We start from the raw sequence: 25,645 nt of genomic DNA on the forward strand, positions 1-25,645 counted from the left end.
GGTCTATCACTCAATACGTGCGAACTTTTCTATATAATAATTCTACTATATCGTAAAACCAGCTATATTAGCCTACTTTAGCCACATTTATATACGAATTAATTTGCCTAGCTTTGTTGCAGTAATTTTATGTTTTTATTTTCACAACGCCGCTTTTGTTTAAATTGTTCTCACAAATATACGTACTTTTTTCGTGTTTTTGAAGAAAGTAAATAATGAAATTTTTTGTGACGCTAAAGTTAGGTGTTTCTTTCAAAGGTATTCTATCCACAAGAAGATATTGCCTTGTTGTGTTTTCCATCTGACAGTTTCACCCTCACACGTTTAAAAGACCATTATAAATAAGCCATAAACTGTATTAGTTGATTGGAGTTTGAGTGATATCTTTATAATTAAAGGCATTACACCCAATAGGATCATTTTCTTTTTTAGCACTATAGTAGTTTCTAATGCCATGGCTCAACTGCTTGGAATAATCAAAATTAAATGCTCCATCATCAAATGATTCTTCCTTTAGATTCCTAAACCAATGTTTTATTTCTTGTTCCTTTGCATGCTTTGGTGGTACTGATGAAGATTTCTCAGGATGTTGTGCTGTACTATGGCATGACAAACATGAAGATTTTTTATTATCTATTGGACCATTAAGTCTACCTAAATATCCTAAAGAACTTTTCATCACATCGGGATTTATCCAACATTCTAATAACCTTTTTCCGATTATATAATCTGCCGTAAAATAATTAGTGTCGTTACCCCAAGCAATACCCATTAACTTCATATTCAACCATGGATTTTTATTATTTATGGTACAATCATAAATAAACGTACCTGCAACCCATCCTGTTTCTTCTGATCTCTTATCTTTGACTAAAAAGTCAATTTGAAATAATCTCAGTTGCTTAAATACCTTTGGAGTTCCTTTTTCAGATTGATTAATATAGCTAGTCCAAGAGATACTGTTTTTAAGAGTTGGAATATCCTTCTGTGTTGCTTCTGTGAATACTAATTTTGTGCTTACTGTACCATCTAAGAATTCCCCTCTGGTAATATCAGGATTGTTTATATCTTTCCAGACTTGCCCATATGTATAGCTACCTTGCTCATTAACAATAGAAATTGCCCAATTTTGTAGCATGGATTTTTGATCATTATGCAATTCACCAGGCTTAAAGGATCGTTCTCTCGTTAAACCATTAACAAATTCTCTACCATTTATCCCGTAGTGCATCCATGGCGCATGATAGAGGTTGTCCGGAAACTAGTAAATTCAAGCATATTCCCTCTTTAACATAACCCTACTCATAGCTAGGTATATGAAATTCTCAGTGGATGTTGTGAGTAAATCATACTCCTTCGATAGCCTTCTATTCCTATTAACCCAAGCAAAAGTCCTTTCTACAACCCATCTTCTTGGCTGTACTTTAAACCCTTGTTCTCTTGTTGGTAGTAGCTCAGGTGGCGTATCTTTGTGCACCCAAAATCTACATGGAGGCCTTTTAACAATTTCAATATCTATGTCATATTCTTCCTTTATGTGATTCTTTAAATTTCTTCCTTGGTATCCCATGTCAGCCCACATTTTTTTAACTTTAGTATATTTTGTTCTCATATTGTTTAATGCTATTTTAATACCATCTCTATCATTTTCGTTAGCAGCGCCTACGTAACAACCTAGTATAAAACCCTGAGTGTCTGTAATTATATGCCTTTTTCTACCCTTTACTTTTTTACTTCCATCATAGCCTTTGATCCCCCCTTTTCTGTAGTCTTTACAGATTGACTATCTACTATACAGGCACTCGGCTGCTCATTCCTTCCTATTTTTCTTCTACTATATTTTGTAATTTCATAATTCATTTTCTCAAAAATTCCCTGCTTCTTCCATTGCCTGAACTGCTCATACACAGTCTTCCATAGCGGAAAATCATTTGGTAAATACCGCCATTGACACCCTGTACGCAATACATAGAAAATTGCTTCTAATATTTCTCTTTTGCTATACTTTGGCGGCCTTCCTCCTTTCTTGTATGATACTCTGAAGTGTTTTTCTATTCTTGCCCATTCCCTTTCGCTTAGATCTGTTGGATACTTTTTTCTCATCTTTACCCCGTACTAAAATTTCAGATATTATAGCCTTTTACTTATTTCCGGACAACCTCTTAGATGATAAGAAAAGAACACACTGCCCTTATTCTACTGGCCGTATAGCTACTTTCAAATTTAATCAATTAAGCAGGAGTCCCCTATGCAAACCACACTAAAAAATCATTTAGCTGGAGAATTACTTACCACTGCTACGTGCTGGAAATTAAAGCTCGCAGGTGGAGAAGTAATGGGATTCACTGACTATGATGAAGATTTAAATATTGATAATATACTCTATAAATCTTCAAGTGGATTTACAGCCAGTAGTATAATATTAAACAGCGATTTAAAAACTGATAATCTAGAAATTGAAGGGATATTAAATAGTGCTGATATTAAAGAAGAAGATGTTTTATCAGGAAAGTACGACTTTGCAAATATTGAAATATTTCTTGTGAATTATAAAGACTTGACCCAGGGAACAATGAATCTACATTCAGGAATTTTTGGTAAAGTGACATTAAGTAGTGGAAGATTTATTGTTGAAATTAGAGGGCTTTCAGCAAAGCTTGAGAGAAGCATAGCAGAATTATACTCTCCTGCATGCAGAGCACAATTTTGCGATGATAAATGTAAAGCCGATACTAAAAAATTTAGTAAAATAAGTACAATCACTAAAGTAATAGACGAAAGAAGATTTGAAGACACGAATTTAACTGAGAGTGATGAATATTATAAGCACGGAGTAGTAAAATTCTTTGGCTCAATAGCGTTTGAAGGTGTAGTAAAAGAATATAAAAATAAAGTAGTTACGTTGTTTACTTCGCCTCCATACCAAATTTTTGCTGGAGATAAATATTCAATACTCGCAGGTTGCGATAAAACATTTCCAACTTGCAGAAGCAAGTTTAACAATACTGTGAATTTTCGTGGTGAACCCTATATACCAGGTTTTTATATTGTTTAGCAGTACAATTTTCAATATTATGAATAAGCATGGAAAGGTGGCTGAGTGGTCTAAAGCACACGCTTGGAAAGCGTGCACATATGAAAATATGTCGGGGGTTCGAATCCCCCCTTTTCCGTATGTTACTTCTAGAATAGTATAAAACCCCCGGTCGCGCACACAACTGTACGAACATTGTAATATGGTACAATGTTACAACTATGCGGTGGTAATTTACGATAAATTCATGTAGCCATTTCAAATTTAGCCATACCAATGTCAGTAAATTGATTAAGCAAATAACACTTGAGTAGCAGTTCCTTCCCACGATTAATTTCAGATTTGTTCCGAAAATTAAACCCGAATGTTTGTTTCAGTCGCGAGAAAAAACTTTCTACATAAGATCTTTTTCCGTAGTTTGTTTGCCTTTTCCACCTCTTCATTCCATCTTCGCTGTATGACTTTATTAGTCTAATTGCAGCATTTCTCTCTGCCATACTTTGGATGCTCTGCTGCATTGTTTTTTTGGAGGAATTTTTGTCTTTATGCCGCATTCATCACACAATTTATAGAGTTTATGTCTGTCATATGCTCTGTCTGCATATAGTGCTTTTATGGCATGCTGAAAATTAACTCCTTTAAGTAAATCGCAAGCTCCATAGTGATCAGACCGTTACTGTATTTTGCAGCTATGGCTTTTTTGCTGTTTATATTCAACATTACATGCAATTTTCTTGTCTGTTCATAGCCACGATATTTTCTATCAGCGCTATTTTCCTTGCTGTGTGTTGTTATAAATGCTGATGCTTGTGCTATCTATGGCAATTTCGATATCTTCCATATTATTTTTATCAATTCTGCAATCATTGATCTTAATATTAAGTTTTTTTTGAAGCTTGCGAATAGCTGATAACTGCCAAATCTCTTCCTATTTGTTGCAAATATCCTTTTATAAACCCGACTGTTTGTCTTAAGCCAATTCTAAAAAGATTAACGATTATATGCACTAAAATCACAACTTTATCACTATAAATATAGTTGCCGCCCTGCATTTTTGGACTATTTTCATACCAATTTTCGATAGCTTTATCGATGTAACGAAAAATATTTCCTCTTTTTTCTAGAAATTTGTTATATTCATGGCAGTTACTAACTCTCATTTTTTGTGGCATATTTTTTCTTCAACAGTTAAATAGCTATTTATAATGAATTTTGTCAGTAGCCACCAGATTTTTTCAGTTGCTATGCAACAAAGCTATCCCAGTGTCAAGCACTGGGATGACAGGAAAAGAGGCTATTTGGATGACATCTTTCTTCTTGGTATAAATTATTTTATATCTCAATGTTCATACAGCTATGCACGTTGCTGCATAGTGGATGAGGTGTACTACCTCTAAGAATATACATTATCTCACATAATAATATAATATTTCGTTCATAAATCAACGTTTTTAACATGCAGCAAGAACATTTCCGTTGTAATTAAGGTTCTTAAGATGTATATTAATGAATCTTGTTTTCAATAAATAATGAAAGTAATAATTGTCATGATAATGTTATTGTGTAGCAGTTACACAATGGCAAGCGAGAGAATAAGTCTAGTGGATAAAAAACTATCTCAAGGATATGTAGCTCCAGTGCTTATAGAAAATAGCGTTATTTTATCAGACAAGCACGGCGCTTTATATTCCTTTGATATTGATAACTCAAAGGCTATGAATTGGAAATTACACCTCTCACATAGGAAAAAAATTGGTAACATGAGCCTATCACATTATGAAAAAAATGTTTTCTTTATAGTGGATAACACTTTACACGCAATAGGCGCAAAAACTGGCAAGATTGAGTGGGAAAAAGAATTGAGAGCTCCAGTAAGAGGAAAAGCAGCAGTAATAAATAATAAATTGGTAGTATTGACTATTGATAATTATCTGTACGTGTTTGATATAAAAGATGGCAGCTCCGCTTGGGCTTATCAAAACGGTATCAATGAGGTTCGAGGTTTGTATTCCATATCGCCAACAATTTCTAACGATAAAATAATAGCACCATTTTCAAATGGTGAGTTAATAGCTTTTAATGAAGATGGTAAAAAATTGTGGAGCCAAAAATTGGCTACAAACCTTTTGGATACACAGCTCACAGATGTAACTACTACACCGAGAGTGCTTGGCGATACTTTAATAGCTACAAATAATTCTTATATTTATGGTATTGACGTAAAATCAGGAAATATTTTATGGTCAAAGTCACTGCAAGTAAAAAGTGTATCAGACATTGAGTCATATTATAGTCCTCTTATTCCTGCAGAGAAACAAAAAGAAGGCGGCAGAATTTTTATAGTTACTAAAGACGATAAAATAATTGGCCTGGATATAAAAAATGGAGAAACAGTCTGGGCATCTGATTTAATAGAAAATACGCAATTGTTTGCTCCAATTATGCATGCCCATACACTGTGGGTGACAAGCAATAAAGGTTCAATGTTTGCTTTTCCGGGATCTGAAAGTGCAGGAAAGGTAGTCAAAGTACCTGGTAATGTGTTTCACACTCCAGTGTTTACTCGCAATAAGATATATGTAACAACTGAGGGAAAAGGTGTTTATTCTTTAGAAAATAGGTTTGTTTTTTATGACTGATTATGATTTAATTGTTATAGGTGGTGGCCCAGGAGGCTATAAGTGTGCTATCGCTGCTGCAAAACTTGGATTGAAAGTTGCCTGCATAGATAAAAATAGCATTTTTGGTGGTACGTGCCTGCGGGTTGGGTGCATACCCTCCAAAGCATTGCTCCATTCTTCCTATCAGTATGCTCACACGAAAAATGATCTGTCGAAGCTTGGCATAAAAATTAAGGACGCAAGTTTCGATTTAAAAGAAATGCTAGGCTATAAGGACGCCAGAGTTCAGGAACTTGGAAAAGGTATAGAATATCTGTTTAACCTTCACAAAATCACTAAAATCAATGGGCTTGCTTCTTTTGACCAAGGTAATCTTGAAGTTTCAGTTGAAGGTAAGGTGCTGAAGACAAAAAATATAGTAATTGCAACCGGTTCTGACGTTATTTCTTTGCCAGGAATTAATATCGATGAGAAAGACATTATTTCTTCCACCGGTGCACTATCTTTAACTGAAGTACCAAAAAAACTTGTCGTAATCGGAGCTGGGGCAATAGGGCTTGAAATGTCTTCTGTATGGAGGAGGCTAGGGTCTGAAGTCACTGTAGTAGAATTTTTTGATAGAATCGCTGCAGCAATGGATGGAGAATTAAGTAAGTCTCTACTTTCTAGTCTACAAAAACAAGGAATAAAATTTTTACTTAGCACTAAAGTTGAGGAGATAAAACAAAGTAGTAATTCTTTGAGTGTGAAAGTTTGCTCTGTAAAAGATAATCAAACAAACACTATAGAGGCGGATAAGGTATTGGTGGCAGCAGGACGCAAACCATGCACTGAGAATCTTGGTATTGATGAAAAAATAGAAAAAGATAATCGCGGTTTCGTTCAAGTTAACAACAGATATGAAACTAATGTGAAAGGAATATTTGCTATTGGTGATGTGATTGGTGGAGCAATGCTTGCTCATAAAGCAGAGGAAGAAGGAGTGGCAGTTGCAGAGATAATAGCAGGACAGTCACCTCACGTTGATTATGGAATCATACCATCTGTCATTTACACTCACCCTGCGGTTTCTTCGATTGGTAAAACCGAAGAGGAACTCAAAAATGCTGGCCGTAAGTACAAAGTTGGTAAATGTCAATTTGCTGCAAACGGCAGAGCAAAAATCACTGATGATGCTGAAGGATTCGTGAAAGTGCTGACTTGTAGCAGAGCAGATACAATACTAGGTGTGCATATCATAGGAGCATACGCTGATACGCTAATCAACGAAGCAGCGGTTGCAATGGCATATGGTGCAGCAGCAGAGGATATATACAGAATTTGTCACTCTCATCCTGATATAAATGAAGCCTTTCGAGATGCGTGCATCGATGCTTTCTTTAAAAAATAATTGTGGACCTCGGTTCAATCATTGAAAAATGGTATGAGTGGCTGAGGTGCAACAGATCTTATTCACCAAACACTTTAGAGTCATACATGAGGGACTTGAAGGATCTTATAAGTTTCCTAAATACTCACATTGGTGGAGAAGTAAATGTCGGCACTTTGGAAAAATTGAGCGTACCTGAGTTAAGAAGTTGGCTTACCTCTCGTTACGCAAGAGGTGTAAACGCAAGATCCAACACTCGAGCACTCTCAGTAATCAGAAATTTCTTCAAGTACATAAAAAATAACCACAATATAGACAATGAAGCTGTATTTTCCTTATCAAGGCCAATTCAGAGAAGAACTCTGCCCAAAGCATTATCAATACCTAATATAAAAACTTTATTGAAAGAAATGAAACTATCCGATCTGGGCGAATCTTGGGTGGTAAAAAGAGAAATTGCGATTATCGTCCTGCTATATAGTACAGGCTTAAGAATCAGTGAAGCGTTGAACCTTAGGGTTAGTGATATTAACAATGAAAGTTTAATAGTAACAGGTAAGGGAGATAAACAAAGGCAGGTATTCATTCTTCCGGTAGTAAAAAAATGTATACAGGAATATGTAAAAGCCTGTCCTTATCTTGGCATTAATGATGAAGCACAATATCTTTTTTTGGGAGTAAGAGGAAAAAAATTGGGAAGAACTTATGTGGCCAATCGTTTGCAAAAAATAAGGAGAATGTTAAATTTACCAGAAATTTTATCTCCACATGCATTTCGCCATAGTTTTGCTACTCATTTGCTTCAGGAAGATATTGACATAAGATCAATACAACAACTGCTTGGTCACTCAAGCCTGGAAACTACTCAAATTTACACTCACCTCAATTATCAAGATGTTTTTAACATGTACAAAAATTTTCAGCAGGGCCTGGAGAAGAAATCAAAACTTTAACTTCGTTCTAAACCACCAAGCTGAGTGCTTTCAACATCACTAAGTATTGTGTTTGCTTTATATAAATTACAACATCCTAATAAAAAAAAAGCCAGTGCAACTGCTGTAAAGAAAGCACTTATTATCCCTGGATAATCTTCTATTACTAAACATGCAACAACAGTATATACTCCAAGCAATATAAAACATGCAGAAGCGTAGTTGCTTAGTTTTCTACCAGAAGAAATTGCTTGCGAGGATTTTTCGTTTTTATTACTACGGAGCAGTCTATTTTCTGATAAAAGCCTATCTCTTTCTTCCCTTACTTGTTTCAAATCTCTTTTTAATCGTGAAATTTCGACAGTGTCGCTTGCTCTTCCACACACAATTCTATTAAGTCGAGTTACTTCACTATTTAGATCATTGATTTTTGTTTTTTGAGCCGATTTTTCCTGCCTTAAATCTTCTTCTAACTGTGAAATTTTGTCAATGCCTCTCGTTCTTTTTCTATGAGTTGAGCTTTCGTTCTTTCAAGTTCACCTTTAAGTTCTTGTATAACTTGCTCAGAACCTACCGGTATATCATTCGTACTTGCCAAAGGTTGTAATGTATTTGCAGGAAATTTTTCATTTAGATAATTTACAATAGACTCGATTGGATTATTAACATTTCTCCATGCAGCAATAATAATTGCATAATTCATGAAGTCATTATCTTCTACTAATTTTTTTACATCATCTAAATCTTTTTTATTAATAGTACCGGTTAATCGCTCTGTAATAGCTTGTTCAATTGTTTGCTTTAATTGTGCATACTGCTCGTAACTAAAATCTAGGTCTTTATGTTTTAAAAGTTTTGTCAATACTTCTTTTTCATCTTCTGTTATCGTTCGTAAACATAATCGAATAATTAAGCTAAGTGGTGTTTTTATTCTTCCATCTTGGGTTCTTCTCCAGCAATTAGGATGAAGCTCTTGATTCAATAGTGTTTTCGCTTGGCAAATATTTCCGCTAGAAAGAGCAGCTAATAATTCTTTTCCTTTCTGTGCTTTTTGTATTTCTATTATCAAATGCCCAGCACGATTTTGTCTAGCACATTCCTCAGGATTTTGATGGTTTTTATTGGTTAGATAAGTGTTTATGTTTGGATGACTTAGTAAGAGTTGTAAAGTTTTCTTTTGTTGAAAGCACATTGCTAGATGCAAAACTGTATTGTTATTATTTTGTTCAGAAATATTAACATCTATGCTCCGGTGCAGTAGGAGCAACCTAATCATATTCTGATATTCTTTTCCTGTTTCAGAGCCTGCAGACAAATTAGTAACTATGGACATCAAAGGTGTCATGCCTTCTTTATCAAACGCATTAACATCCGCACCCTCTGCCAGAGCTTCTTTAAAATCTTCTAGGTTTCCATCATCAATAGCCTTAAATAACAGCAATGTAACCATTTCCTTTAGCACAGGTTGCTGCCTATCATAGACACGGGCCCTAGCAATAATCATTAAAGGTGTCATGCCCTTCTCATCACGTGCATAAACATCCGCACCTTCTTTTATAGCTTGTTTAAAATTTTCTAGGTTTTTATCACCAATAGCTTTAAATAACTGTTTTGTAGTGAGCAATTTAGTCATTTCCTTTAACGTAGTTTTTTGCTTATCACTGCTAACAGCACAGGCACTCTTATTAGATAAAACATTCACTAACTTATCCTTTATAGACTCCAAAGGTCTCATGTTCTTCTCATCACGTGCATAAACATCCGCACCTTCTTCTATAGCCTGTCTAAAATCTTCTAGATTTTCATCATCAATAGCTTTAAATAACTTTTGTGTCGGTGCATCTAGAGTTCTCTGATATCTGTAACCATTAGTATTTGTCCTATTCTCTCCATAAAGCATATTAAACCCATCTAATAATTTACTAACATAATTATGTAAAAAAAAAGGAAAATTGCAAGCAATTTATCTATAGCTAACCCAAGAAAGGTGTCATACCGCCGCGGTATCTCAGCATAGATTCCGCTAACAAGTAGCGGAATGACGAATTTTTGTTTTTAAAATTATCGGTAAACTTAAGTCACTTTAGCTATAAAATCCTAGAATTAACTACGACTCCAAAAACTTTTCTGCATCAAGCGCAGCCATGCATCCTGTTCCTGCTGCAACTACTGCTTGACGATATACCTTATCTTGAACATCACCTGCAGCAAACACTCCTGCCCTACTAGTTAAAGTTGTTCCAGGTTTTGTAATGATGTAACCCTGCTCATCCATTTCAACAAAGCCTTTAAAAATACCCGTATTTGGTGCATGCCCAATTGCAATGAACACTCCATCGACTTTCAATTCTTGAGCTTCCGTTGATTTAACTATAATACCAGTAACTTTCTTCGGATTTTCTTCTCCAAGAATCTGCTCTACGGTATGGTTCCACATTACTTTTATTTTATCATTTTTAAAGAGTCTATCTTGCATTACTTTTTCCGCTCTTAATTTATCACGCCTGTGTATTAATATCACTTCTTTGGCAAATCGAGTTAAAAATATTGCTTCTTCAACAGCAGTGTTTCCACCACCAATCACAGCTACAACTTTATTCCTAAAAAATGCACCATCGCAAGTCGCACAAGCTGAAACCCCATAACCCTGAAATTTCTTTTCACTTTCTAAACCAAGCCACTTCGCTTGCGCACCGGATGCAATTATAATTGCATCTGAATAGTAGTCATTAGTATTACCAGAAGATCTAAATCTATACTCATTAAAATCCTCAAGTTGTTCAACGCTTTTTATCTCATCATCTATTATTTTTGCTCCAACCTTTTCTGCATGCAACCTCATTTGCTCCATTAGTTCTGGACCCTGTATTGAAACAAAACCAGGATAGTTTTCAACATCTGTAGTAATTGTAAGCTGACCACCAGGCTGCATTCCCGTTACTACAATTGGCTCTAAGTTTGCACGTGCTGCATATATAGCGGCAGCATAACCCGCTGCCCCAGATCCAATAATAAGAACTTTTGTACTAAATTTATAATTCTTCACTGTATGAGTTTAGATAATCAGCTACTCCTTCATCGCTTGCCTGCATTGCTGGCTTACCTTTCTTCCACCCTGCTGGACATACTTCACCATGCTCCTCATTATGTTTAATTGCATCAACGATTCTAACGAATTCATCGATATTACGCCCTAAAGGCAAATCATTTATCGATTGATGACGTACAATAAATTTATCATCAATAACGAAAGTTGCTCTCAGCGCAATTGAGTCATCATATAAGACCCCATAGTCTCTTGATATAGACTTTTTGATATCAGACACTAAAGTGTAGCTAATCTCTCCAATACCACCATCATTAACTGGAGTGTTTCGCCATTTATAATGTGAAAATTTTGAATCTACACTTATTCCTATCACTTCAACACCACGCTTTGCAAACTCATTTATTCTATTATTGAGCGATATCAATTCAGTTGGGCAAACAAAAGTAAAATCAAGTGGATAGAAAAAAAGGACAGCATACTTATTTTTTATGCGCTTACTCAGACAGAAATCATCAACAATTTCTCCGCCGGAGAGAACAGCTGGAGCAGTAAAATCGATAGCAGATTTTGTTACAAGATTCATAATTAACCTATTCTTTTAAAATAACTTCAATTTTACATCTTGATAAACTTATATGCAAGTTTTCTTTGGTTTTAGTCCTATAAAAACTTCCTAAAATAGCTCTTCTTTTTTACCGATAAGATACAATCCAGGTTGGAATACTGAGTTGGTGAGTATAAAATTCTACGTCATGCCACCGCGAACCGTCATACCGCCACGGTATCTCAGCCGCTCACAAGTAGCGGGATGACGAGCTTATCGTCATGCCACCGCGAACCGTCATACCGCCACGAACCGTCATACCGCGATTCATTCGCGGTATCTCTAGATCCCGCTAACAAGTAGCGGGATGACGGTTGTCGTTTAGCTATAAATGTTAAAAAATTTGCCAAACGAAAAAAAAGGCAAAAGAAGCCCCGTGGTTGGCTAATTACTTACATTATACTTTCAAGTATGGCGTTTTTTTATTCTAAACGTTTAATAACCGCGATTCAGTTGCTTTTAAGCCGCAACTAATCTAAATTATAAACATTAAGAAATTTACTAAACAGAAAAAAAGGCAAAAGAAACCCTAGGGTAGCTAGTTATTCACTATCCATTTTTTAAGTTGGCGTTTTTTTATGTTTTAAATGCTTTATAAGCGCATTTTAGCTTATATTAGGTAAAAACCTAGAAGTTTTATAAAGACATAAGGTGCACATAGTGCAAAAAATTAAACATGAGACGCCAGATACGTGAGTTTTTTTGTCATTTAATCTGTATAGAGAAGATAAATAAATAGCTTCAGTTTCATGATAAGGGGGCTGGCGGAGTTTGTCAAGTAAGTTTTTCGTTTCTATAGCTACTTGAATAACGGCTACAATGTTTGTACAGCTATGTACATAGTGCTGGAACCCAAAAAAAGAACCAAGTAGCCTTGGCTACTTGGATGACAAAAGGTAATACAAGAAGTCTATTGGCTCTCGTATACCTTAGTGAAACTTAACAAGTTTATCTATAGTTTTAGTGATGATTCTTGGAGTATCCGGAGAAACTGCTGAGCTCAGCCTATTTAACCGCTCTATAGCGAACTCGCTATTCTCATTTGCTATGAAATCACATAAAATATTTTCTATATCCTTAGTAACACTTTCATGCTTTCTCAGAGGATGATTATGTGGATACCTACTGATGGTTTTGATACTGGAATACTCAACAAAAGCTTGATCCTTAAAAGCAAGTTGTCTCAATTTCTCTTTGAATTTTCCTTCTTCCTCTTTTGCTAAAAGGCGAGACTTTATCAGTGATTTTATAATCAAATTTATAGCTTGATGTATTTCAGAATGCACTATAACTTTAATGGTATTTTCTTCTACTATACAATCATAAATATTTTTTTCGCTCTGTAACGACTCTATTAATTTCTTGCTACTTTGTGAATTCAATTCCAAATTCTCCTCACTCATAGGAGTTATTATGAAGGTGTTCTTACTCACTCTGATGTTAAATTGTGGAGAGCCTTCAGAAAAGGAAAATGCTACATCCTTAAATTCAAGTGCATGATTGTATGCAGCAAAAAGGGTGTGTGCTATAACACTGCTGGGCACCTTCATTCCATGTTTACTCAGGTGGTTCAATACATTTTCAACCTCATGATATGTAAAGTCTGTATCTTTTAGCAATTCAACAACTTCTATGCCGTTGTGTTGTTTATACTCTATTCTCACTTCTTCTGTAAAAAGTGTTTTAGCTGCTATATGTTTATCAAGCACTGTGAAAATCTTGATGAAATTCTCTAAATCTTGTTTGTTAACTAATTCGATACTAATTAAGTTTCTGCTAATAATTGAAATATTTTTTGTCATTTTTTCCCACTAAAAAAACTCACTGAATGAATTGTATTTTTAATTCATTAAGAATTGTTTAAAGTGAGCATACTAGTTTTCATTTACGTATTACACGACAAAACAAGATAAAAAGTTACATAAAATCATCATGTGGTATAACACACTCTCCACATTCATCATTGCTGTTTGTGTAGGTTGTGACATCAGTGTGATTGTCATTATTATTTAGCATATCATCCAACTTTCCTTCTTTTTCAAGATCCATCAATTTGTCACACCCCCCAATGTGCTTATCGTTGATAAAAATCTGTGGAACTGTTCTAACGTTATACTTTGATTTTATGTCGTTAAATAGATCTGAGTTTTTGAGCACATCAATTTCTTCATACTTCACACCTTTTTTATCTAGTAAATCCTTTGCCCTTATGCAGTATGGACAGCCCTTCTTTACATATATCACAACATTTTTCACAATTTATCTCCGTAGCTTACTAAAATATAGTTATTATATATAAGAAACATGTAAAAACATCAAATTGTATGAAAATTATTTATAATTGTGAGCAAGGAATAGAAAATAATATAGCACTAACCTTCGGAAATTTCGATGGCATTCATTTAGGACACGAGTTTGCAATTTCTACTCTAAAGAAGGTAGCACAAGAAAGAGGATTACCCTCTGCAGTTTTAACTTTTGAGCCTCACCCATCAACTGTTTTATTTGGTAGAAACAATTTTAGGTTAATAGACCAAGAACAAAAAAAGGAACTAATCAGCAGCTATGGTATAGATTACTTATATATTATTAATTTTAATAGAGGTTTTTCTGAGGTTAGCTGCGATGACTTTATCAGTGAGATTTTAATAGATAAATATGGCGCTAAACACATAATTGTCGGAGAAAATTGCACTTTTGGTCATAAACGATTGGGTAATATATTAACTCTAGAGAAATATTCTGAAATATATGGATACTCTTTGACTAAATTAGAGCCATTAACAATTGACGGCAAAATTTGCTCTTCTTCTTCAATAAGGGAGTATGTACAAAGGGGCGAAATAGAAATTGCTAATAAATTGCTCGGCAGGCCTTATCAAGTTTCTGGTGTTGTGACAAAAGGTGCATGTAGAGGTAGAGAAATAGGATTTCCAACCATAAATATTCCTATAGAAGATTGCATGATAAAACCTAAGTTTGGCACATATTACGCTAGAGTGACTTTTCCTGATAGTAATCCAAATTGGTTATATGGAGTAGTCAATATTGGTATGAGACCTACTTTTAAGGATCTGAAAAAGCCTATAATAGAAATGCACATATTCGATTTTGATGAAGACGTATATAGTCATAAAGTCAATATACAACTTTTAAAATTCATAAGGTCAGAAAAAAAATTCCATAGTATTGAGGAGTTAACAAAACAGATAAATTATGATATACTTAAAGTTTATAGGTTAAAGGCAAATTTATGAAAAAGTTATGCTTAGTTGTTATATTAATTATAGTATTGATTGACCAAACGAGCAAATTGTACATAAACTCATTGATTGATGAAGGAGAATCAATTGAGATCGCTAGTTTTATAAAACTAGTTGAAGTTTGGAATTCAGGTATTAGTTTTGGAATGTGTAGCGCTTTACCACATGGCGGTTTCTTTTTTTCAGCATTTTCAATACTAATAATTGGTATACTTGCATATTTGATATACAAGTCTGACGATCAGTCAACTTACCTTGGTTTTTCTCTGATGATTGGTGGAGCAATCGGAAACGTAGTTGATAGGATCTATTGGGGAGCTGTATATGATTTCATATATTTTCATATTGATGATTGGTATTGGCCAGCCTTTAATTTAGCAGATTTATCTATAGTTTGTGGAATGTTTACATTGTTATATAAGTGGTATATATACGATATGCTTATTTCTAAACAAAATGAGGAATAAAATAATTGTTTTTATATTAGGTCGAAATAATGCTTCACAAGTTTTTTAGTTTTCTTATACTACCTGTACTTTTTTTTACTTGCTCAATTTCTTTGAAGGCTTTGAGCATAGAGCACAACATAAAATATGCTAAACTCAGTAACGGACTAGATGTTTATGTTGTTCCTAATCATCGGATTCCATCTGTTTTACATGCAGTAATATACAAAGTTGGGGGAATGGATGATCCAATCGGCAAAGCAGGATTGGCTCACTACTTTGAACACTTAATGTTTAAAACTACAGGAAAGTTTAAAGACATAGAAGCCACTATGAGTAGCATTGGGGCTAAATTTAACGCGCTTACCACTAAAGAATATACCTGTTATTATGAGTTGGTCCCCAAAAAAGATTTACCACTGGCAATGGAAGTTGAAGCAGATAGAATGGGAAACTTTAATGTTACTCAAGATAAAATAGATAGAGAAAAAAACATTGTACTGGAAGAAAGAAAAATGAGATTTGATAACCAACCTCATAACTTGTTGTGGGAAGAAATGGATAGTGCATTTTACCGTAATGGCTATGGTAGATCTGTTATTGGCTGGGAGAGCGATATCAAAACTTACAATCAGGATGACATAGTGAGGTTTCACGATAGTTATTATCACCCTGGTAATGCAATATTGCTGATTGTGGGTGATGTGGAGTTTGATGAAGTAGTGAAATTAGCAGAAGAAAAATATGGCGAAATTAAAGCTAAGCCTGTAATGAGACATTACCCAAATCAGGATCCAGTGCATAATGCAGGTCTATCGGTGACCTTAGAGAGCACTGAAGTAAAAGAATCAGTTTTATATTTTCGTTATCGTGTTCCCTTATTTGATCACATAAATGAAGCCTCTGCTGCTCATTTAGCGGTTGACATTTTAGGTGGCGGCAAATCCAGCAAACTGTATAAAGATTTGGTTTTAGATAAAGATGTGGCAGTATCAGTGTTTGCTTATTATAATAGCCTAGCTTTTAGTGATGGCTACATTGATATTATGATAATTCCAAAAAGTGGCGCTAATTTAGATATTGTTGAAAGAGAGTTAGATAATGCTATTAATGGCTTCGTATCTAAAGAGGTGACGAGCGAGGAATTACAAAGCTCAAAATATAGGTATAAGGCAGCACAGTTTGATAATCTATCTGACTTAACTCATATAGCGATGTTCTATGTGCCACACCTTGCACTTGGTATTCCACTTGATGAAATAGATATTTCATATAGCAAGATTAATGATGTCAATCTAGAGGATGTAAATAATAAAATCCGTGCTATTTTTTCTGCTAATAAGTTAATTGGTCGTTTATTACCAAAAGGAGATAATAATGAGAATAAGTAAAATTATATTTCTATTTTTTTTCTGTCTAGGCTTTAATTTACAAGCAAGTGGTAACCTAAATATAGAGGAGGTCACTACCCGTAAAGGATTTAAGTTTTTATTTGTAGAAAATCATGATTTGCCAAAAGTTTCACTAAATATATCGTTCAAGGATGCAGGTTATGTGTATGAGAATAAGGAAAAACAGGGGCTTGCTTGGTTTACTTCTCTTGTAATCCAAGAAGGGGCAGGAAAAAATGATGCCAAAGATTTTGCGAAAAAGCTTGAAGATAAAGGGATTAGTTTAAATTTTATTGCTGATTTAGAAGCATTTAGGGTTTCATTAAATACTTTGTCTGACAATCTAGAGGAAGCAATTTCATTACTGAGCGATACTATAATGCGTCCTAAAGTTGACCCTGAAGGGTTGAATAGAGTTTTCGAGAAAGCCAAAGTTGATTTTAATAATCTTGAAAAAAATCCTTATTTTGTTGCTGGAAAAGAATTAGATACGTTATTGTTTAAAAAACATCCTTACTCAAAAAGTGTGTACGGTACTCTTGATACTATAATGAGCATTACTAGAGACGATGTTTTAACATACATAAAGCGTAATTTTGCTAAAGATAACATAGTTATCAGTGTTGCTGGTTGTACAAAAAAAGAAGAAATTATTACGCTATTAGATAAATATTTATCTAAATTGCCGTCAAAAAGATCAAAAGTTAGAAAAATACCTGTAAAAAATAATTTTGGTTCTGCAGAAAGTAAGAATATTTTTATGGATATACCACAGAGTGTGATACTTTTTGCTCAAAAAGGTATAGCTTATGAAGATCCTAATTATTATAACGCTGGTGTCTTAATTGATGCACTTGGTGGCATGAGGCTGAATTCAATATTAATGACAGAACTGAGGCAAAACTTGGGTATTACTTATGGTGTTTATGCAAGTATTATTTCCAATAAACATGGAAATATTATATCTGGATTTATAAGTACTGATAGTTCTACTGCTGGCAAAGCTATATCAGCAGTAAAAGATACATTTAGCAGAATAAAAAAGCAAGGAATTGACGAACAATTGTTCAAGGATGCAAAAATTGGCTTGGTAAATAATCTTGTCCTTTTCCTGTCCAATAACACAAATACAGCAACGCTGCTAGATAATATGCAGATAAATGATCGTGATGTTAACCGTATAAATAATTATGCGAATATCATTAATGATGTTAAATTAGAGGAAGTAAACGAACTGGCAAGTTCTTTACTGGAACCTGAAAATTTATTTTTTGTTGAAGTTGGAAAAAACGCTCAAGGTCAATAATTATTACAGTCATATATCTTCTGCTATTGACCTTACTGCTTCTACATAACACTTATGCTCCTCAGCTAGAATGCGTTCTGAGAGGCTTTGAATATCATCAGCTGGTAACACTGGTACAACAACTTGAGCAATTATGGCTCCAGCATCAACTTCAGGAGTGACATAATGTACAGTACAACCTGTAATTTTTACACCTGCTTTTAGAGCTTGCTCTTGAGCGTTTAGGCCTTTAAAAGACGGAAGTAAAGAGGGATGAATATTTATCACCTTGTTATGCCATTTACTCAGAAAATCAGCTTTGAGAATTCTCATAAACCCTGCAAGGCAAATTAAATCAACCTTATGTTGAACAAGTATTTCGTGAATTTTACCAGCATCAAGCGGTTTATCTTTAACAATAAACGCTGAGATTCCTGCTTGCTCTGCTATTTTCAGACCAGCAGCTTCGCTATTATTTGTGATAACACATGCAACTTCTGCGGAAAAATTCTGATCTTGACATGCTTCTATTAAGGCCTGCATATTCGACCCCCTACCTGAAATTAGTATTCCGAGTTTTATCTTTTTCATTATAGCACAGTTAGTTTAGAATTTAGTTAATACTAACAAAACAGCTCAAAAGGAAAACTTATTTTATAGCAAAGAAGGCAGACTAAACTCTTTATATAAGTGGACCTCTAATTTTGGACCTCACTGGACAACACAAAATAACGAATAGCCCCATGTACCCAGCTAAAACTAGCTTTAATGCTTAGATATTGTGCTATTTTTGTATAATATACTACTATAAGTATATATTTTTGTAATCGCGTTATTATTTATTTAACAAAGTATTAGTATAATTTATTACACTGGATTAAATGGAGAAAGTTCAATGAGTAAATTACCGAACAATGCAAAAATAGGTAAATCTCAGGTTACTCAGTGGGAGGTAATAAAAAATTGTGAATATGCTGATAATTGCTTGTCAAAAATAGTAACTTTGTACGTTATTAGAATAACTCAGCTATCAGATTTTTATACGAGTGACGAACCTGAAATTAACACTGTTTTAGCAAGAATAAGCGTGACAAGTGAAAATGTATTTTTAAACAAGGCTACTACTATTGAAGTTATGGAAGGTATTTTTCCGTATAAATTCAACAGCAAGAAGAGAAATAACGTATTAAGGTTAGAAGATTTGTATAATTATTTATGTTCTATTGTTAACAATAGCCTTCCAAAAGAAATGCTTGAAAGTCTTGTAAGGGAATATAAGGATGCTGTTAACTTATTTAAAGCAATTACTTAACTGAACGTAGTATTTTTAAGATTTTATTTTCTATTTCAGAAATGCCGCTTTCAAGATCTTTATCTATCAAATACATGGTAGAGAAATATGTTTTCTGCTTACTTTCAACATTGATAGTTAAAGTTCCGGGAGTGATTGTGACTGAATTGGCAAATAACGCAATGCTTTCGTCATTATGCCCTTTGCATTTTCTTAGGATAATAATCGGTTCAAGCTTAGATTTGAGTTGTAGCACCTTTTTTGTTACATAAACACTTGATAAAATGATTTGGTATATTAACCATGGTATATAACTTACTAACTTATAAAACGACAGTCTACTCGTACTATTTAAAATCTGGCTAAGAGCTCTTTCAGCGTTTATCAACCTTCTAAAGATAAACGATGTGAATATACAGGAAAACACTCCACAAAAAATAAAAAACGGCTCAAAATAACCAGACAATACAGTCCATAGAACAAATAAAATTATAAATGACAGAGAAAAAAACTTGATTTCCTTCCTAAAGTTGAGGTTTTTCATAGTCTGTAATATAACTAAAATGACTCTTTAAGGAAAGATAATAACGAATATTTAGGTTCTTGACTTCTATGTTAAAAGATATAACAACTAAGTTATGTATTTTAAGTGAGGAAGTTATGGAATATGATAAATTTATGGAAATATTAAAAAAAATAAATGACCTTTCAGATTTGAGCAAGGACAATATAGTTGAAAAAATAAAAGCTAAGTTACAAGAAGAAGATCCAGATTTATGTCAAGAGTGGGAAAAGAGTAAACCTGACAATGATAGTGGATCTGGCATAAATTACATATTTACTATATCTCGTGGTCAAAATTCTAAGGAAGTCAAATTGTTACATCTTGCTTCTTATTGGAACTGTGCAAATGTAGCAAAAGCTCTGATTGAAAACGGGGCAGATATTAATGCAGAACATGATAATAAAATTACTCCTTTACATATTGCTGCTCACTATGGCCACGAAGATGTAGTAACCATTCTAACTGGAAAAGGAGTAATTGTTGATGCAAAAAATGGTGATGGATGGACTTCTTTACATTTTGCTGTTGAAAAGAACCACGAAAATGTAGTAAACACTCTAATTGGAAAAGGAGCAAAGGTTAATGCAGAAAATGATAAAGGATGGGCTCCTTTACATCTTGCTATTACAAATGGCCACAAAGAGATAGTACAAGTTCTATCAAAAGCAGAAGGAATCAACGTTGATGCAAAAAATAGTGATGGGTGGACTCCTTTACATCTTGCTGCTGCAAATGGCCGCGAAGATATAGTAGAAACTCTAATTGAAAAAGGAGCAGATGTTAATGCGAAAGATCATTATAAATGGACTCCTTTAACATTTGCTTCTCAAAAAGGCCATGAAGTGGTAAAAGGAGCTCTATTAAAGGCACAAGAGAACATCAAAGCTTTGCATTCAGCTGTTAAACATAATAATGAGGAGGAGGAGGTGAAAAACCTATTAAATAAAGGAGTAAACGTTAATGCAAAAGATGATGATGGATGTACTCCTTTACATCTTGCTGCCAGAGAGGGCTGCGAAGATGTAGTAAAAACTCTCATTGCAAAAGGAGCAAATGTTAATGCAGAAGGTATTGTGGACGAGACTCCTTTACATCTTGCAGCCAGAGAGGGCCATAAAGATGTAGTAGACATTCTAATCAAAAAAGGAGCAAAGGTTAATGCACAAAATAATAAAAGATATACTCCTTTACATATTGCTGCTAAAGAGAACCGCATAGAGGTAGTAAAAATTCTAGTTGAGAAAGCAGATGTTAATGCAAAAGGTATTAAGGACAAGACTCCTTTACATCTTGCTGCCAAAAAGGGCCATAAAGATGTAGTAGACATTCTAATCAAAAAAGGAGCAAAGGTTAATGCAGAAAATGATGATAGATGTACTGCTTTAGATCTTGCTGCTGAAAATAACCACATAGAGGTAGTAAAAATTCTAGTTGAGAAAGCAGATGTTAATATAAAGGATGCTGATAGATGGACTCCTTTGCATGTTGCTGCTGAAAATGGCCACGAAGATATAGTAAAAACTCTAATCGCAAAAGGAGCAAAGGTTAATGCAAAAAATGGTGATAGACGTACTCCTTTACATCTTGCTGCTGAAAATGGCAAAATAAAAGTGGTGGAAGTTCTGCTACACACTGAAGCAGACCCTTCATTAAAAGATGTTGATGGAAAAACGCCAAGAGACCTTACTAAATATCAAGGTATAATTCAGCTTTTAGAGGAAGCGGAAAAAAAGCAAACGTTAAAAAATGAGAATAAAAAAACGCCAAAGGATCTTACTGAAAATAAAGATGTAATGCAGCTTCCAGAGAAAAAGGAAGAAAAACAAATTGGAAAAAATGCAATTGTGAAAGAAAAAGAACAATCTGCAAAAAATGCAATTGTAAAAGGTGTTATTGTGTGTTTTGTAACTGCAGTGATAGTTGGTGTTGCACTTGCATTTGCTACTGCCCTATCTGTACCAGCAATAATTGGACTAGCTGCAGGATCTGCGCTCATAGTTGGTGCTGGTCAATATATAATGTCAAAGCCTAAAACTGAAATGAAAGAAGTAAAGGAACTTGTGCCTAGAGAGACAGAAAAAGCACTTACTTGATTTTTGTTATCCTGTTGCTATCAGACTAGCCTGGCACCTTATATTTATTGGGATAACTGTTTTATTATGAATTAAGTCAAAAACTCTGTAATATATTGAAGCTTAAAGATATCTTTAGATATGGAAGTTATTGCAGAAAATAGGAAAGCAAGGTTTGAATATTTCATCTTAGAAGAATTTGAAGCGGGTATGGTCTTATTAAGCAGTGAAGTTAAATCGCTAAGAGAAAGAAAAGTAAATATTTCCGACGCCTACGTTGTTGAAAAGAATAGCGAAGTATGGCTGCACAATATGCATATTGCAGAATATAAAGCTGCGAACCGAAAAAATCATAAACCAAAAAGGGAACGTAAATTACTCTTGCATAAAAAGGAGATAAATAAACTAATTGGTCAAATCAAGACTGCTGGGATAACTGTTGTGCCGCTTTCGGTCTATTTTAACGATAAAGGATTTGCAAAAACTAAAATTGCCATTGTAAAAGGAAAAAAACTCTACGATAAGAGAGCAACCATAAAACAGAGAGAGTGGGATCGTGAAAAAAGTAGATTGTCTAAGAATAATTTATAGCAAAATATGTCTTTAAATCCAGTAATTTTCAGCATCGGTCCTGTTTCTATATATTGGTATTCCTTAGCCTACGTTTTGGGTATAGTGTTTGCATATTGGTATTTACATAAGCTAGATGACCAAAAAATATTTACTAAGAATTTTTACGATTCGTTATTAACAGCCACTATTGTAGGTATTATCCTTGGAGGTAGACTTGGCTACGTATTGATATATGATCCAGTTCTTTATATAAGCAACCCTATTGAGATATTGAAGACCTGGGAAGGAGGGATGTCATTTCATGGTGGTGCTATAGGAGTTTTGCTTGCAGTAATAATCTCCTGCAGAAGACATAACATTCCTATATTTTATGCACTGGACCTAGTTTCTTGCGGAGTTCCCATAGGTTTATTTTTAGGTCGCATAGGCAATTTTATAAACGGAGAGTTATTTGGCAGAGTTACAACTATGCCATGGGGTATGGTATTTCCAGAGAGTGGTGATAATTTGCTGCGTCATCCAAGCCAGCTTTATGAGGCACTTTTTGAAGGACTGCTACTTTTTGCAGTTGCAAATTCACTGTTTTTCTTAACTAGAATAAGACTGTATCACGGTGCGTTAACTGGTATTGCAGTTATGTGGTATGGAATAGCACGTTTTTTCGTTGAGTTTTTTCGCGAACCAGACTATCAAATTGGCTATTTGTGGCTTGATTTAACTATGGGGCAGTTGCTTTCTATACCTATGGTTTTGCTAGGAATGCTTGTATATCTAGGCGCATTAAATTTAAAATTTAATACGAAATCTGTCACATAGAGAAAAGGTGAGTTCAATAGAAAAATGTAGCCAGAAGCCCCATATTATGCACAATTGTACGAATTTTCTGCGTTGCAGTAGAATGAATCGGTGGGCTTTGTTGCATCGCTAGCTATGATGGATTAAAGATAAAAAAGGTGGAGAATATCAGTAGCTTATTATTCTGGTATTTACAACAAGAACGGTCAGTGAATACCTAAATTTGAGTAAAAGAAATTTCACTACCACTCACTAATCCGGCTAAAATTCAAGAATTTCAATGCTTTAGCTATTTTCAATAGAATTAAATTTATTAATATAAATAACAAATTACTATTCTTAAATTTGATCAGATTGATTGCAAAAAAACAAGATTTTCAATAAGTTGCTTATAATCCTAATTATAGTTAGCCTTTCATAAGTAGCGATGCAACAAAGCCATCCCAGTGTCAGCTATAGTACTTCCCAAAGTAAATGATAAAGGTATAATAAGCTATTTGAGTTATAATGGCGTATAGTGTGGATTTAAGGGAAAGGGCAGTATCGATGATAGAAAAAGGGAAGTCAAAGGTTGAGGTGGCAGAGCTTTTGGAGATAGGAATAGCAACTCTGTACCGCTGGTTAAGAAAGAAAGCCGCTGGTGAAAGCCTAAGGCCATCGAAAAACGGCAGCTTTATTCGAAAAATAGACCCAAAAATACTCGAAGAATATGTTAAAAAGAATCCAGATCATACGCTGGCAGAGATGAAACAAAATCTTGGATTTGGAATAAATTCAATTTGGTATAGGCTGAAACAGCTAAGAATTACTTTAAAAAAAAGTTACACTATATCAAGAGCGCAATCAAGAAGATAGGCAGCGATTTACCGATAAAATCTCAAAAATAGACCATTCCAGCATCTTATATATAGATGAAGCAGGAGTTGATAATAGGTTATACCGAGAGTATGGACGTGCTCCAATAGGAAAGAAAATTTATGCAGATATTCCAGGAAGAAAACGAGAGAGAATCAGTATAATAGGCGGGTGGATTGGAAAGAGATTTATTGCACCAATGACTTTCAAAGGTGGGTGTGACAAAGAGGTATTCAATACATGGTTAGAGAAGATGTTATTACCTAAATTGCCACATGGTACTACAATAGTTATGGACAATGCCACATTCCATAAAACTCCCAAAACAAAGGAGTTAATATAGTACTTCCCAAAGTAAATGATAAAGGTATAATAAGCTATTTGAGTTATAATGGCGTATAGTGTGGATTTAAGGGAAAGGGCAGTATCGATGATAGAAAAAGGGAAGTCAAAGGTTGAGGTGGCAGAGCTTTTGGAGATAGGAATAGCAACTCTGTACCGCTGGTTAAGAAAGAAAGCCGCTGGTGAAAGCCTAAGGCCATCGAAAAACGGCAGCTTTATTCGAAAAATAGACCCAAAAATACTCGAAGAATATGTTAAAAAGAATCCAGATCATACGCTGGCAGAGATGAAACAAAATCTTGGATTTGGAATAAATTCAATTTGGTATAGGCTGAAACAGCTAAGAATTACTTTAAAAAAAAGTTACACTATATCAAGAGCGCAATCAAGAAGATAGGCAGCGATTTACCGATAAAATCTCAAAAATAGACCATTCCAGCATCTTATATATAGATGAAGCAGGAGTTGATAATAGGTTATACCGAGAGTATGGACGTGCTCCAATAGGAAAGAAAATTTATGCAGATATTCCAGGAAGAAAACGAGAGAGAATCAGTATAATAGGCGGGTGGATTGGAAAGAGATTTATTGCACCAATGACTTTCAAAGGTGGGTGTGACAAAGAGGTATTCAATACATGGTTAGAGAAGATGTTATTACCTAAATTGCCACATGGTACTACAATAGTTATGGACAATGCCACATTCCATAAAACTCCCAAAACAAAGGAGTTAATAGATAATGCTAGATGCCGTTTGCTCTATCTACCAACATATTCACCAGATTTGAACCCTATAGAGCATTGTTGGAATACCATCAAAAGCCGCCTCAGACCTTTAATGCATAAATATACAGACTTACAACTTTTGGTTGGTAATACCATAATGGAAATTTATCATTCATTTTAGAAAATACTATAGATAATGCTAGATGCCGTTTGCTCTATCTACCAACATATTCACCAGATTTGAACCCTATAGAGCATTGTTGGAATACCATCAAAAGCCGCCTCAGACCTTTAATGCATAAATATACAGACTTACAACTTTTGGTTGGTAATACCATAATGGAAATTTATCATTCATTTTAGAAAATACTATACTTTCATGACACCATTTGCTGTGCAGTTTACCTTCAAAAATGAATGTTCGTACAGCT

The 25,645-nt window shown here is 34.4% G+C and carries 30 protein-coding genes and 1 tRNA gene; 18 read left to right on the forward strand and 13 right to left on the reverse strand.

Going from position 1 to position 25,645, the window contains the following annotated elements; all coding sequences use genetic code 11:
* Positions 1-358: 358 nt before the first annotated feature.
* Together AAGD62_RS01385 and AAGD62_RS01390 are read right to left on the reverse strand one after the other, a co-directional pair.
* On the reverse strand, positions 359-1,231 hold the full coding sequence (locus tag AAGD62_RS01385; protein ID WP_341812727.1) for a hypothetical protein: 873 nt from the start codon (positions 1,229-1,231) through the stop codon (positions 359-361).
* Positions 1,232-1,270: 39 nt separating this feature from the next.
* Positions 1,271-2,103 (reverse strand): IS5-like element ISWpi1 family transposase gene (locus tag AAGD62_RS01390; RefSeq protein WP_094189578.1). Its coding sequence is split into 2 segments (ribosomal slippage): positions 1,271-1,734 and positions 1,734-2,103, totalling 834 coding nucleotides; the frame shifts between segments, so codons are not numbered across the junction.
* A gap of 145 nt (positions 2,104-2,248) precedes the next feature.
* On the opposite strand from AAGD62_RS01390, the gene AAGD62_RS01395 reads away from it, so the two are divergent.
* Both AAGD62_RS01395 and AAGD62_RS01400 read left to right on the forward strand, forming a co-directional pair.
* Positions 2,249-3,055, forward strand: coding sequence for a DUF2163 domain-containing protein (locus tag AAGD62_RS01395; protein WP_010962809.1), 807 nt, complete (start codon positions 2,249-2,251; stop codon positions 3,053-3,055).
* Between the two features lie 31 nt (positions 3,056-3,086).
* A tRNA-Ser gene (locus AAGD62_RS01400) sits at positions 3,087-3,173 on the forward strand.
* Positions 3,174-3,279: 106 nt separating this feature from the next.
* Here AAGD62_RS01400 and AAGD62_RS01405 read toward each other — a convergent pair.
* From AAGD62_RS01405 to AAGD62_RS01415, 3 genes are all read right to left on the reverse strand, one after another.
* Positions 3,280-3,531, reverse strand: coding sequence for a hypothetical protein (locus tag AAGD62_RS01405; RefSeq protein WP_022626339.1), 252 nt, complete (start codon positions 3,529-3,531; stop codon positions 3,280-3,282).
* The gene (locus AAGD62_RS01410; protein ID WP_285520262.1) at positions 3,501-3,650 is read right to left on the reverse strand and encodes a hypothetical protein; all 150 of its coding nucleotides are present in this window, start codon (positions 3,648-3,650) and stop codon (positions 3,501-3,503) included. The genes AAGD62_RS01405 and AAGD62_RS01410 overlap by 31 nt, the downstream gene beginning before the upstream one ends.
* A 262-nt stretch (positions 3,651-3,912) precedes the next feature.
* Positions 3,913-4,206 (reverse strand): transposase, encoded by a 294-nt coding sequence (locus tag AAGD62_RS01415; RefSeq protein WP_080717625.1) that lies wholly within the window; start codon positions 4,204-4,206, stop codon positions 3,913-3,915.
* A 357-nt stretch (positions 4,207-4,563) separates the two neighbouring features.
* Here AAGD62_RS01415 and AAGD62_RS01420 point away from each other — a divergent pair, with 357 nt between their 5' ends.
* Genes AAGD62_RS01420 through AAGD62_RS01430 form a run of 3 tightly spaced genes read left to right on the forward strand, consistent with a single transcriptional unit; the run spans position 4,564 to position 7,977 of the window.
* Complete coding sequence (locus tag AAGD62_RS01420; RefSeq protein WP_155969055.1) at positions 4,564-5,673, forward strand: PQQ-binding-like beta-propeller repeat protein; 1,110 nt, start codon at positions 4,564-4,566, stop codon at positions 5,671-5,673.
* On the forward strand, positions 5,666-7,045 hold the full coding sequence (gene lpdA / locus AAGD62_RS01425; RefSeq protein ID WP_155969057.1) for a dihydrolipoyl dehydrogenase: 1,380 nt from the start codon (positions 5,666-5,668) through the stop codon (positions 7,043-7,045). Before AAGD62_RS01420 ends, lpdA begins: the two co-directional genes overlap by 8 nt.
* 2 nt (positions 7,046-7,047) lie before the next feature.
* Complete coding sequence (locus AAGD62_RS01430) at positions 7,048-7,977, forward strand: tyrosine recombinase XerC (protein WP_155969059.1); 930 nt, start codon at positions 7,048-7,050, stop codon at positions 7,975-7,977.
* Here AAGD62_RS01430 and AAGD62_RS01435 read toward each other — a convergent pair.
* From AAGD62_RS01435 to grxC, 6 genes are all read right to left on the reverse strand, one after another.
* Positions 7,974-8,291, reverse strand: coding sequence for a hypothetical protein (locus tag AAGD62_RS01435; RefSeq protein ID WP_231115826.1), 318 nt, complete (start codon positions 8,289-8,291; stop codon positions 7,974-7,976). The two genes, AAGD62_RS01430 and AAGD62_RS01435, sit on opposite strands and share 4 nt — an antisense overlap.
* A gap of 134 nt (positions 8,292-8,425) precedes the next feature.
* Positions 8,426-9,856, reverse strand: a complete 1,431-nt coding sequence (locus tag AAGD62_RS01440) for an ankyrin repeat domain-containing protein (protein WP_231115827.1) — start codon at positions 9,854-9,856, stop codon at positions 8,426-8,428.
* Between the two features lie 207 nt (positions 9,857-10,063).
* Positions 10,064-11,002: a thioredoxin-disulfide reductase gene (gene trxB / locus AAGD62_RS01445; RefSeq protein ID WP_155969061.1), complete on the reverse strand. Its 939-nt coding sequence runs from the start codon at positions 11,000-11,002 to the stop codon at positions 10,064-10,066.
* A complete protein-coding gene (locus AAGD62_RS01450; protein WP_155969063.1) occupies positions 10,989-11,588 on the reverse strand; it encodes a peroxiredoxin in 600 nt (199 codons plus the stop codon). Before AAGD62_RS01450 ends, trxB begins: the two co-directional genes overlap by 14 nt.
* 950 nt (positions 11,589-12,538) lie before the next feature.
* Complete coding sequence (locus AAGD62_RS01455; protein ID WP_007550039.1) at positions 12,539-13,411, reverse strand: hypothetical protein; 873 nt, start codon at positions 13,409-13,411, stop codon at positions 12,539-12,541.
* Between the two features lie 115 nt (positions 13,412-13,526).
* Positions 13,527-13,865 (reverse strand): glutaredoxin 3, encoded by a 339-nt coding sequence (gene grxC / locus AAGD62_RS01460; RefSeq protein ID WP_007550037.1) that lies wholly within the window; start codon positions 13,863-13,865, stop codon positions 13,527-13,529.
* 68 nt (positions 13,866-13,933) lie between these two features.
* Between grxC and ribF the strand changes: the two genes are divergently transcribed.
* Genes ribF through AAGD62_RS01480 form a run of 4 tightly spaced genes read left to right on the forward strand, consistent with a single transcriptional unit; the run spans position 13,934 to position 18,015 of the window.
* Complete coding sequence (gene ribF, locus AAGD62_RS01465) at positions 13,934-14,866, forward strand: riboflavin biosynthesis protein RibF (protein ID WP_010082493.1); 933 nt, start codon at positions 13,934-13,936, stop codon at positions 14,864-14,866.
* Positions 14,863-15,339 carry a signal peptidase II gene (gene lspA / locus AAGD62_RS01470; protein ID WP_006279329.1) on the forward strand — a complete coding sequence of 159 codons (477 nt, stop codon included), beginning with the start codon at positions 14,863-14,865 and terminating at the stop codon, positions 15,337-15,339. The genes ribF and lspA overlap by 4 nt, the downstream gene beginning before the upstream one ends.
* Before the next feature lie 29 nt (positions 15,340-15,368).
* On the forward strand, positions 15,369-16,709 hold the full coding sequence (locus AAGD62_RS01475; RefSeq protein WP_155969065.1) for a M16 family metallopeptidase: 1,341 nt from the start codon (positions 15,369-15,371) through the stop codon (positions 16,707-16,709).
* Positions 16,696-18,015 (forward strand): M16 family metallopeptidase, encoded by a 1,320-nt coding sequence (locus tag AAGD62_RS01480; protein ID WP_010962819.1) that lies wholly within the window; start codon positions 16,696-16,698, stop codon positions 18,013-18,015. Before AAGD62_RS01475 ends, AAGD62_RS01480 begins: the two co-directional genes overlap by 14 nt.
* Positions 18,016-18,024: 9 nt before the next feature.
* Here AAGD62_RS01480 and purN read toward each other — a convergent pair whose 3' ends face one another.
* Entirely contained in the window at positions 18,025-18,585 is a 561-nt protein-coding gene (gene purN / locus AAGD62_RS01485; RefSeq protein ID WP_010082490.1) for a phosphoribosylglycinamide formyltransferase, read from the reverse strand.
* A 304-nt stretch (positions 18,586-18,889) separates the two neighbouring features.
* Here purN and AAGD62_RS01490 point away from each other — a divergent pair, with 304 nt between their 5' ends.
* The gene (locus AAGD62_RS01490; RefSeq protein WP_010082489.1) at positions 18,890-19,306 is read left to right on the forward strand and encodes a hypothetical protein; all 417 of its coding nucleotides are present in this window, start codon (positions 18,890-18,892) and stop codon (positions 19,304-19,306) included.
* Here the strand turns inward: AAGD62_RS01490 and AAGD62_RS01495 are convergent.
* Entirely contained in the window at positions 19,299-19,829 is a 531-nt protein-coding gene (locus tag AAGD62_RS01495) for a Na+/H+ antiporter subunit E (RefSeq protein WP_155969067.1), read from the reverse strand. The genes AAGD62_RS01490 and AAGD62_RS01495 overlap by 8 nt on opposite strands.
* Before the next feature lie 68 nt (positions 19,830-19,897).
* Between AAGD62_RS01495 and AAGD62_RS01500 the strand changes: the two genes are divergently transcribed.
* The 8 genes from AAGD62_RS01500 to AAGD62_RS01535 all read left to right on the forward strand — a co-directional run bounded on the left by AAGD62_RS01500 (position 19,898) and on the right by AAGD62_RS01535 (position 25,577).
* Positions 19,898-21,943, forward strand: coding sequence for an ankyrin repeat domain-containing protein (locus tag AAGD62_RS01500; protein ID WP_213863593.1), 2,046 nt, complete (start codon positions 19,898-19,900; stop codon positions 21,941-21,943).
* Between the two features lie 120 nt (positions 21,944-22,063).
* Positions 22,064-22,513: an SsrA-binding protein SmpB gene (smpB, locus tag AAGD62_RS01505; protein ID WP_007548863.1), complete on the forward strand. Its 450-nt coding sequence runs from the start codon at positions 22,064-22,066 to the stop codon at positions 22,511-22,513.
* 6 nt (positions 22,514-22,519) lie between these two features.
* Entirely contained in the window at positions 22,520-23,311 is a 792-nt protein-coding gene (lgt, locus tag AAGD62_RS01510; RefSeq protein WP_155969071.1) for a prolipoprotein diacylglyceryl transferase, read from the forward strand.
* A 486-nt stretch (positions 23,312-23,797) separates the two neighbouring features.
* Positions 23,798-24,145 carry an IS630 transposase-related protein gene (locus AAGD62_RS01515; protein WP_155968342.1) on the forward strand — a complete coding sequence of 116 codons (348 nt, stop codon included), beginning with the start codon at positions 23,798-23,800 and terminating at the stop codon, positions 24,143-24,145.
* Positions 24,146-24,197: 52 nt separating this feature from the next.
* Entirely contained in the window at positions 24,198-24,488 is a 291-nt protein-coding gene (locus tag AAGD62_RS01520; RefSeq protein WP_341812785.1) for a transposase, read from the forward strand.
* A 48-nt stretch (positions 24,489-24,536) separates the two neighbouring features.
* A complete protein-coding gene (locus AAGD62_RS01525; protein WP_155968342.1) occupies positions 24,537-24,884 on the forward strand; it encodes an IS630 transposase-related protein in 348 nt (115 codons plus the stop codon).
* Between the two features lie 28 nt (positions 24,885-24,912).
* A complete protein-coding gene (locus AAGD62_RS01530) occupies positions 24,913-25,395 on the forward strand; it encodes an IS630 family transposase (RefSeq protein ID WP_231115908.1) in 483 nt (160 codons plus the stop codon).
* Between the two features lie 29 nt (positions 25,396-25,424).
* Positions 25,425-25,577, forward strand: coding sequence for a transposase (locus AAGD62_RS01535; protein WP_341812687.1), 153 nt, complete (start codon positions 25,425-25,427; stop codon positions 25,575-25,577).
* Positions 25,578-25,645: the final 68 nt, after the last annotated feature.

The organism is Wolbachia endosymbiont (group A) of Eristalinus aeneus (genome assembly GCF_964026915.1).
Lineage (GTDB): Bacteria > Pseudomonadota > Alphaproteobacteria > Rickettsiales > Anaplasmataceae > Wolbachia > Wolbachia pipientis.

What these genes read in the sequence shown, in the direction of transcription:
- AAGD62_RS01385 (WP_341812727.1), bottom strand. Translation starts at nt 1,231, where the DNA reads ATGCACTACGGGATAAATGGTAGAGAATTTGTTAATGGTTTAACGAGA.
- AAGD62_RS01395 (WP_010962809.1), top strand. Translation starts at nt 2,249, where the DNA reads ATGCAAACCACACTAAAAAATCATTTAGCTGGAGAATTACTTACCACT.
- AAGD62_RS01405 (WP_022626339.1), bottom strand. Translation starts at nt 3,531, where the DNA reads ATGGCAGAGAGAAATGCTGCAATTAGACTAATAAAGTCATACAGCGAA.
- AAGD62_RS01415 (WP_080717625.1), bottom strand. Translation starts at nt 4,206, where the DNA reads ATGCCACAAAAAATGAGAGTTAGTAACTGCCATGAATATAACAAATTT.
- AAGD62_RS01420 (WP_155969055.1), top strand. Translation starts at nt 4,564, where the DNA reads ATGAAAGTAATAATTGTCATGATAATGTTATTGTGTAGCAGTTACACA.
- lpdA (WP_155969057.1), top strand. Translation starts at nt 5,666, where the DNA reads ATGACTGATTATGATTTAATTGTTATAGGTGGTGGCCCAGGAGGCTAT.
- AAGD62_RS01440 (WP_231115827.1), bottom strand. Translation starts at nt 9,856, where the DNA reads ATGCTTTATGGAGAGAATAGGACAAATACTAATGGTTACAGATATCAG.
- AAGD62_RS01450 (WP_155969063.1), bottom strand. Translation starts at nt 11,588, where the DNA reads ATGAATCTTGTAACAAAATCTGCTATCGATTTTACTGCTCCAGCTGTT.
- AAGD62_RS01455 (WP_007550039.1), bottom strand. Translation starts at nt 13,411, where the DNA reads ATGACAAAAAATATTTCAATTATTAGCAGAAACTTAATTAGTATCGAA.
- ribF (WP_010082493.1), top strand. Translation starts at nt 13,934, where the DNA reads ATGAAAATTATTTATAATTGTGAGCAAGGAATAGAAAATAATATAGCA.
- lspA (WP_006279329.1), top strand. Translation starts at nt 14,863, where the DNA reads ATGAAAAAGTTATGCTTAGTTGTTATATTAATTATAGTATTGATTGAC.
- AAGD62_RS01475 (WP_155969065.1), top strand. Translation starts at nt 15,369, where the DNA reads ATGCTTCACAAGTTTTTTAGTTTTCTTATACTACCTGTACTTTTTTTT.
- AAGD62_RS01480 (WP_010962819.1), top strand. Translation starts at nt 16,696, where the DNA reads ATGAGAATAAGTAAAATTATATTTCTATTTTTTTTCTGTCTAGGCTTT.
- purN (WP_010082490.1), bottom strand. Translation starts at nt 18,585, where the DNA reads ATGAAAAAGATAAAACTCGGAATACTAATTTCAGGTAGGGGGTCGAAT.
- AAGD62_RS01490 (WP_010082489.1), top strand. Translation starts at nt 18,890, where the DNA reads ATGAGTAAATTACCGAACAATGCAAAAATAGGTAAATCTCAGGTTACT.
- AAGD62_RS01495 (WP_155969067.1), bottom strand. Translation starts at nt 19,829, where the DNA reads ATGAAAAACCTCAACTTTAGGAAGGAAATCAAGTTTTTTTCTCTGTCA.
- AAGD62_RS01500 (WP_213863593.1), top strand. Translation starts at nt 19,898, where the DNA reads ATGTTAAAAGATATAACAACTAAGTTATGTATTTTAAGTGAGGAAGTT.
- smpB (WP_007548863.1), top strand. Translation starts at nt 22,064, where the DNA reads ATGGAAGTTATTGCAGAAAATAGGAAAGCAAGGTTTGAATATTTCATC.
- lgt (WP_155969071.1), top strand. Translation starts at nt 22,520, where the DNA reads ATGTCTTTAAATCCAGTAATTTTCAGCATCGGTCCTGTTTCTATATAT.
- AAGD62_RS01515 (WP_155968342.1), top strand. Translation starts at nt 23,798, where the DNA reads ATGGCGTATAGTGTGGATTTAAGGGAAAGGGCAGTATCGATGATAGAA.
- AAGD62_RS01525 (WP_155968342.1), top strand. Translation starts at nt 24,537, where the DNA reads ATGGCGTATAGTGTGGATTTAAGGGAAAGGGCAGTATCGATGATAGAA.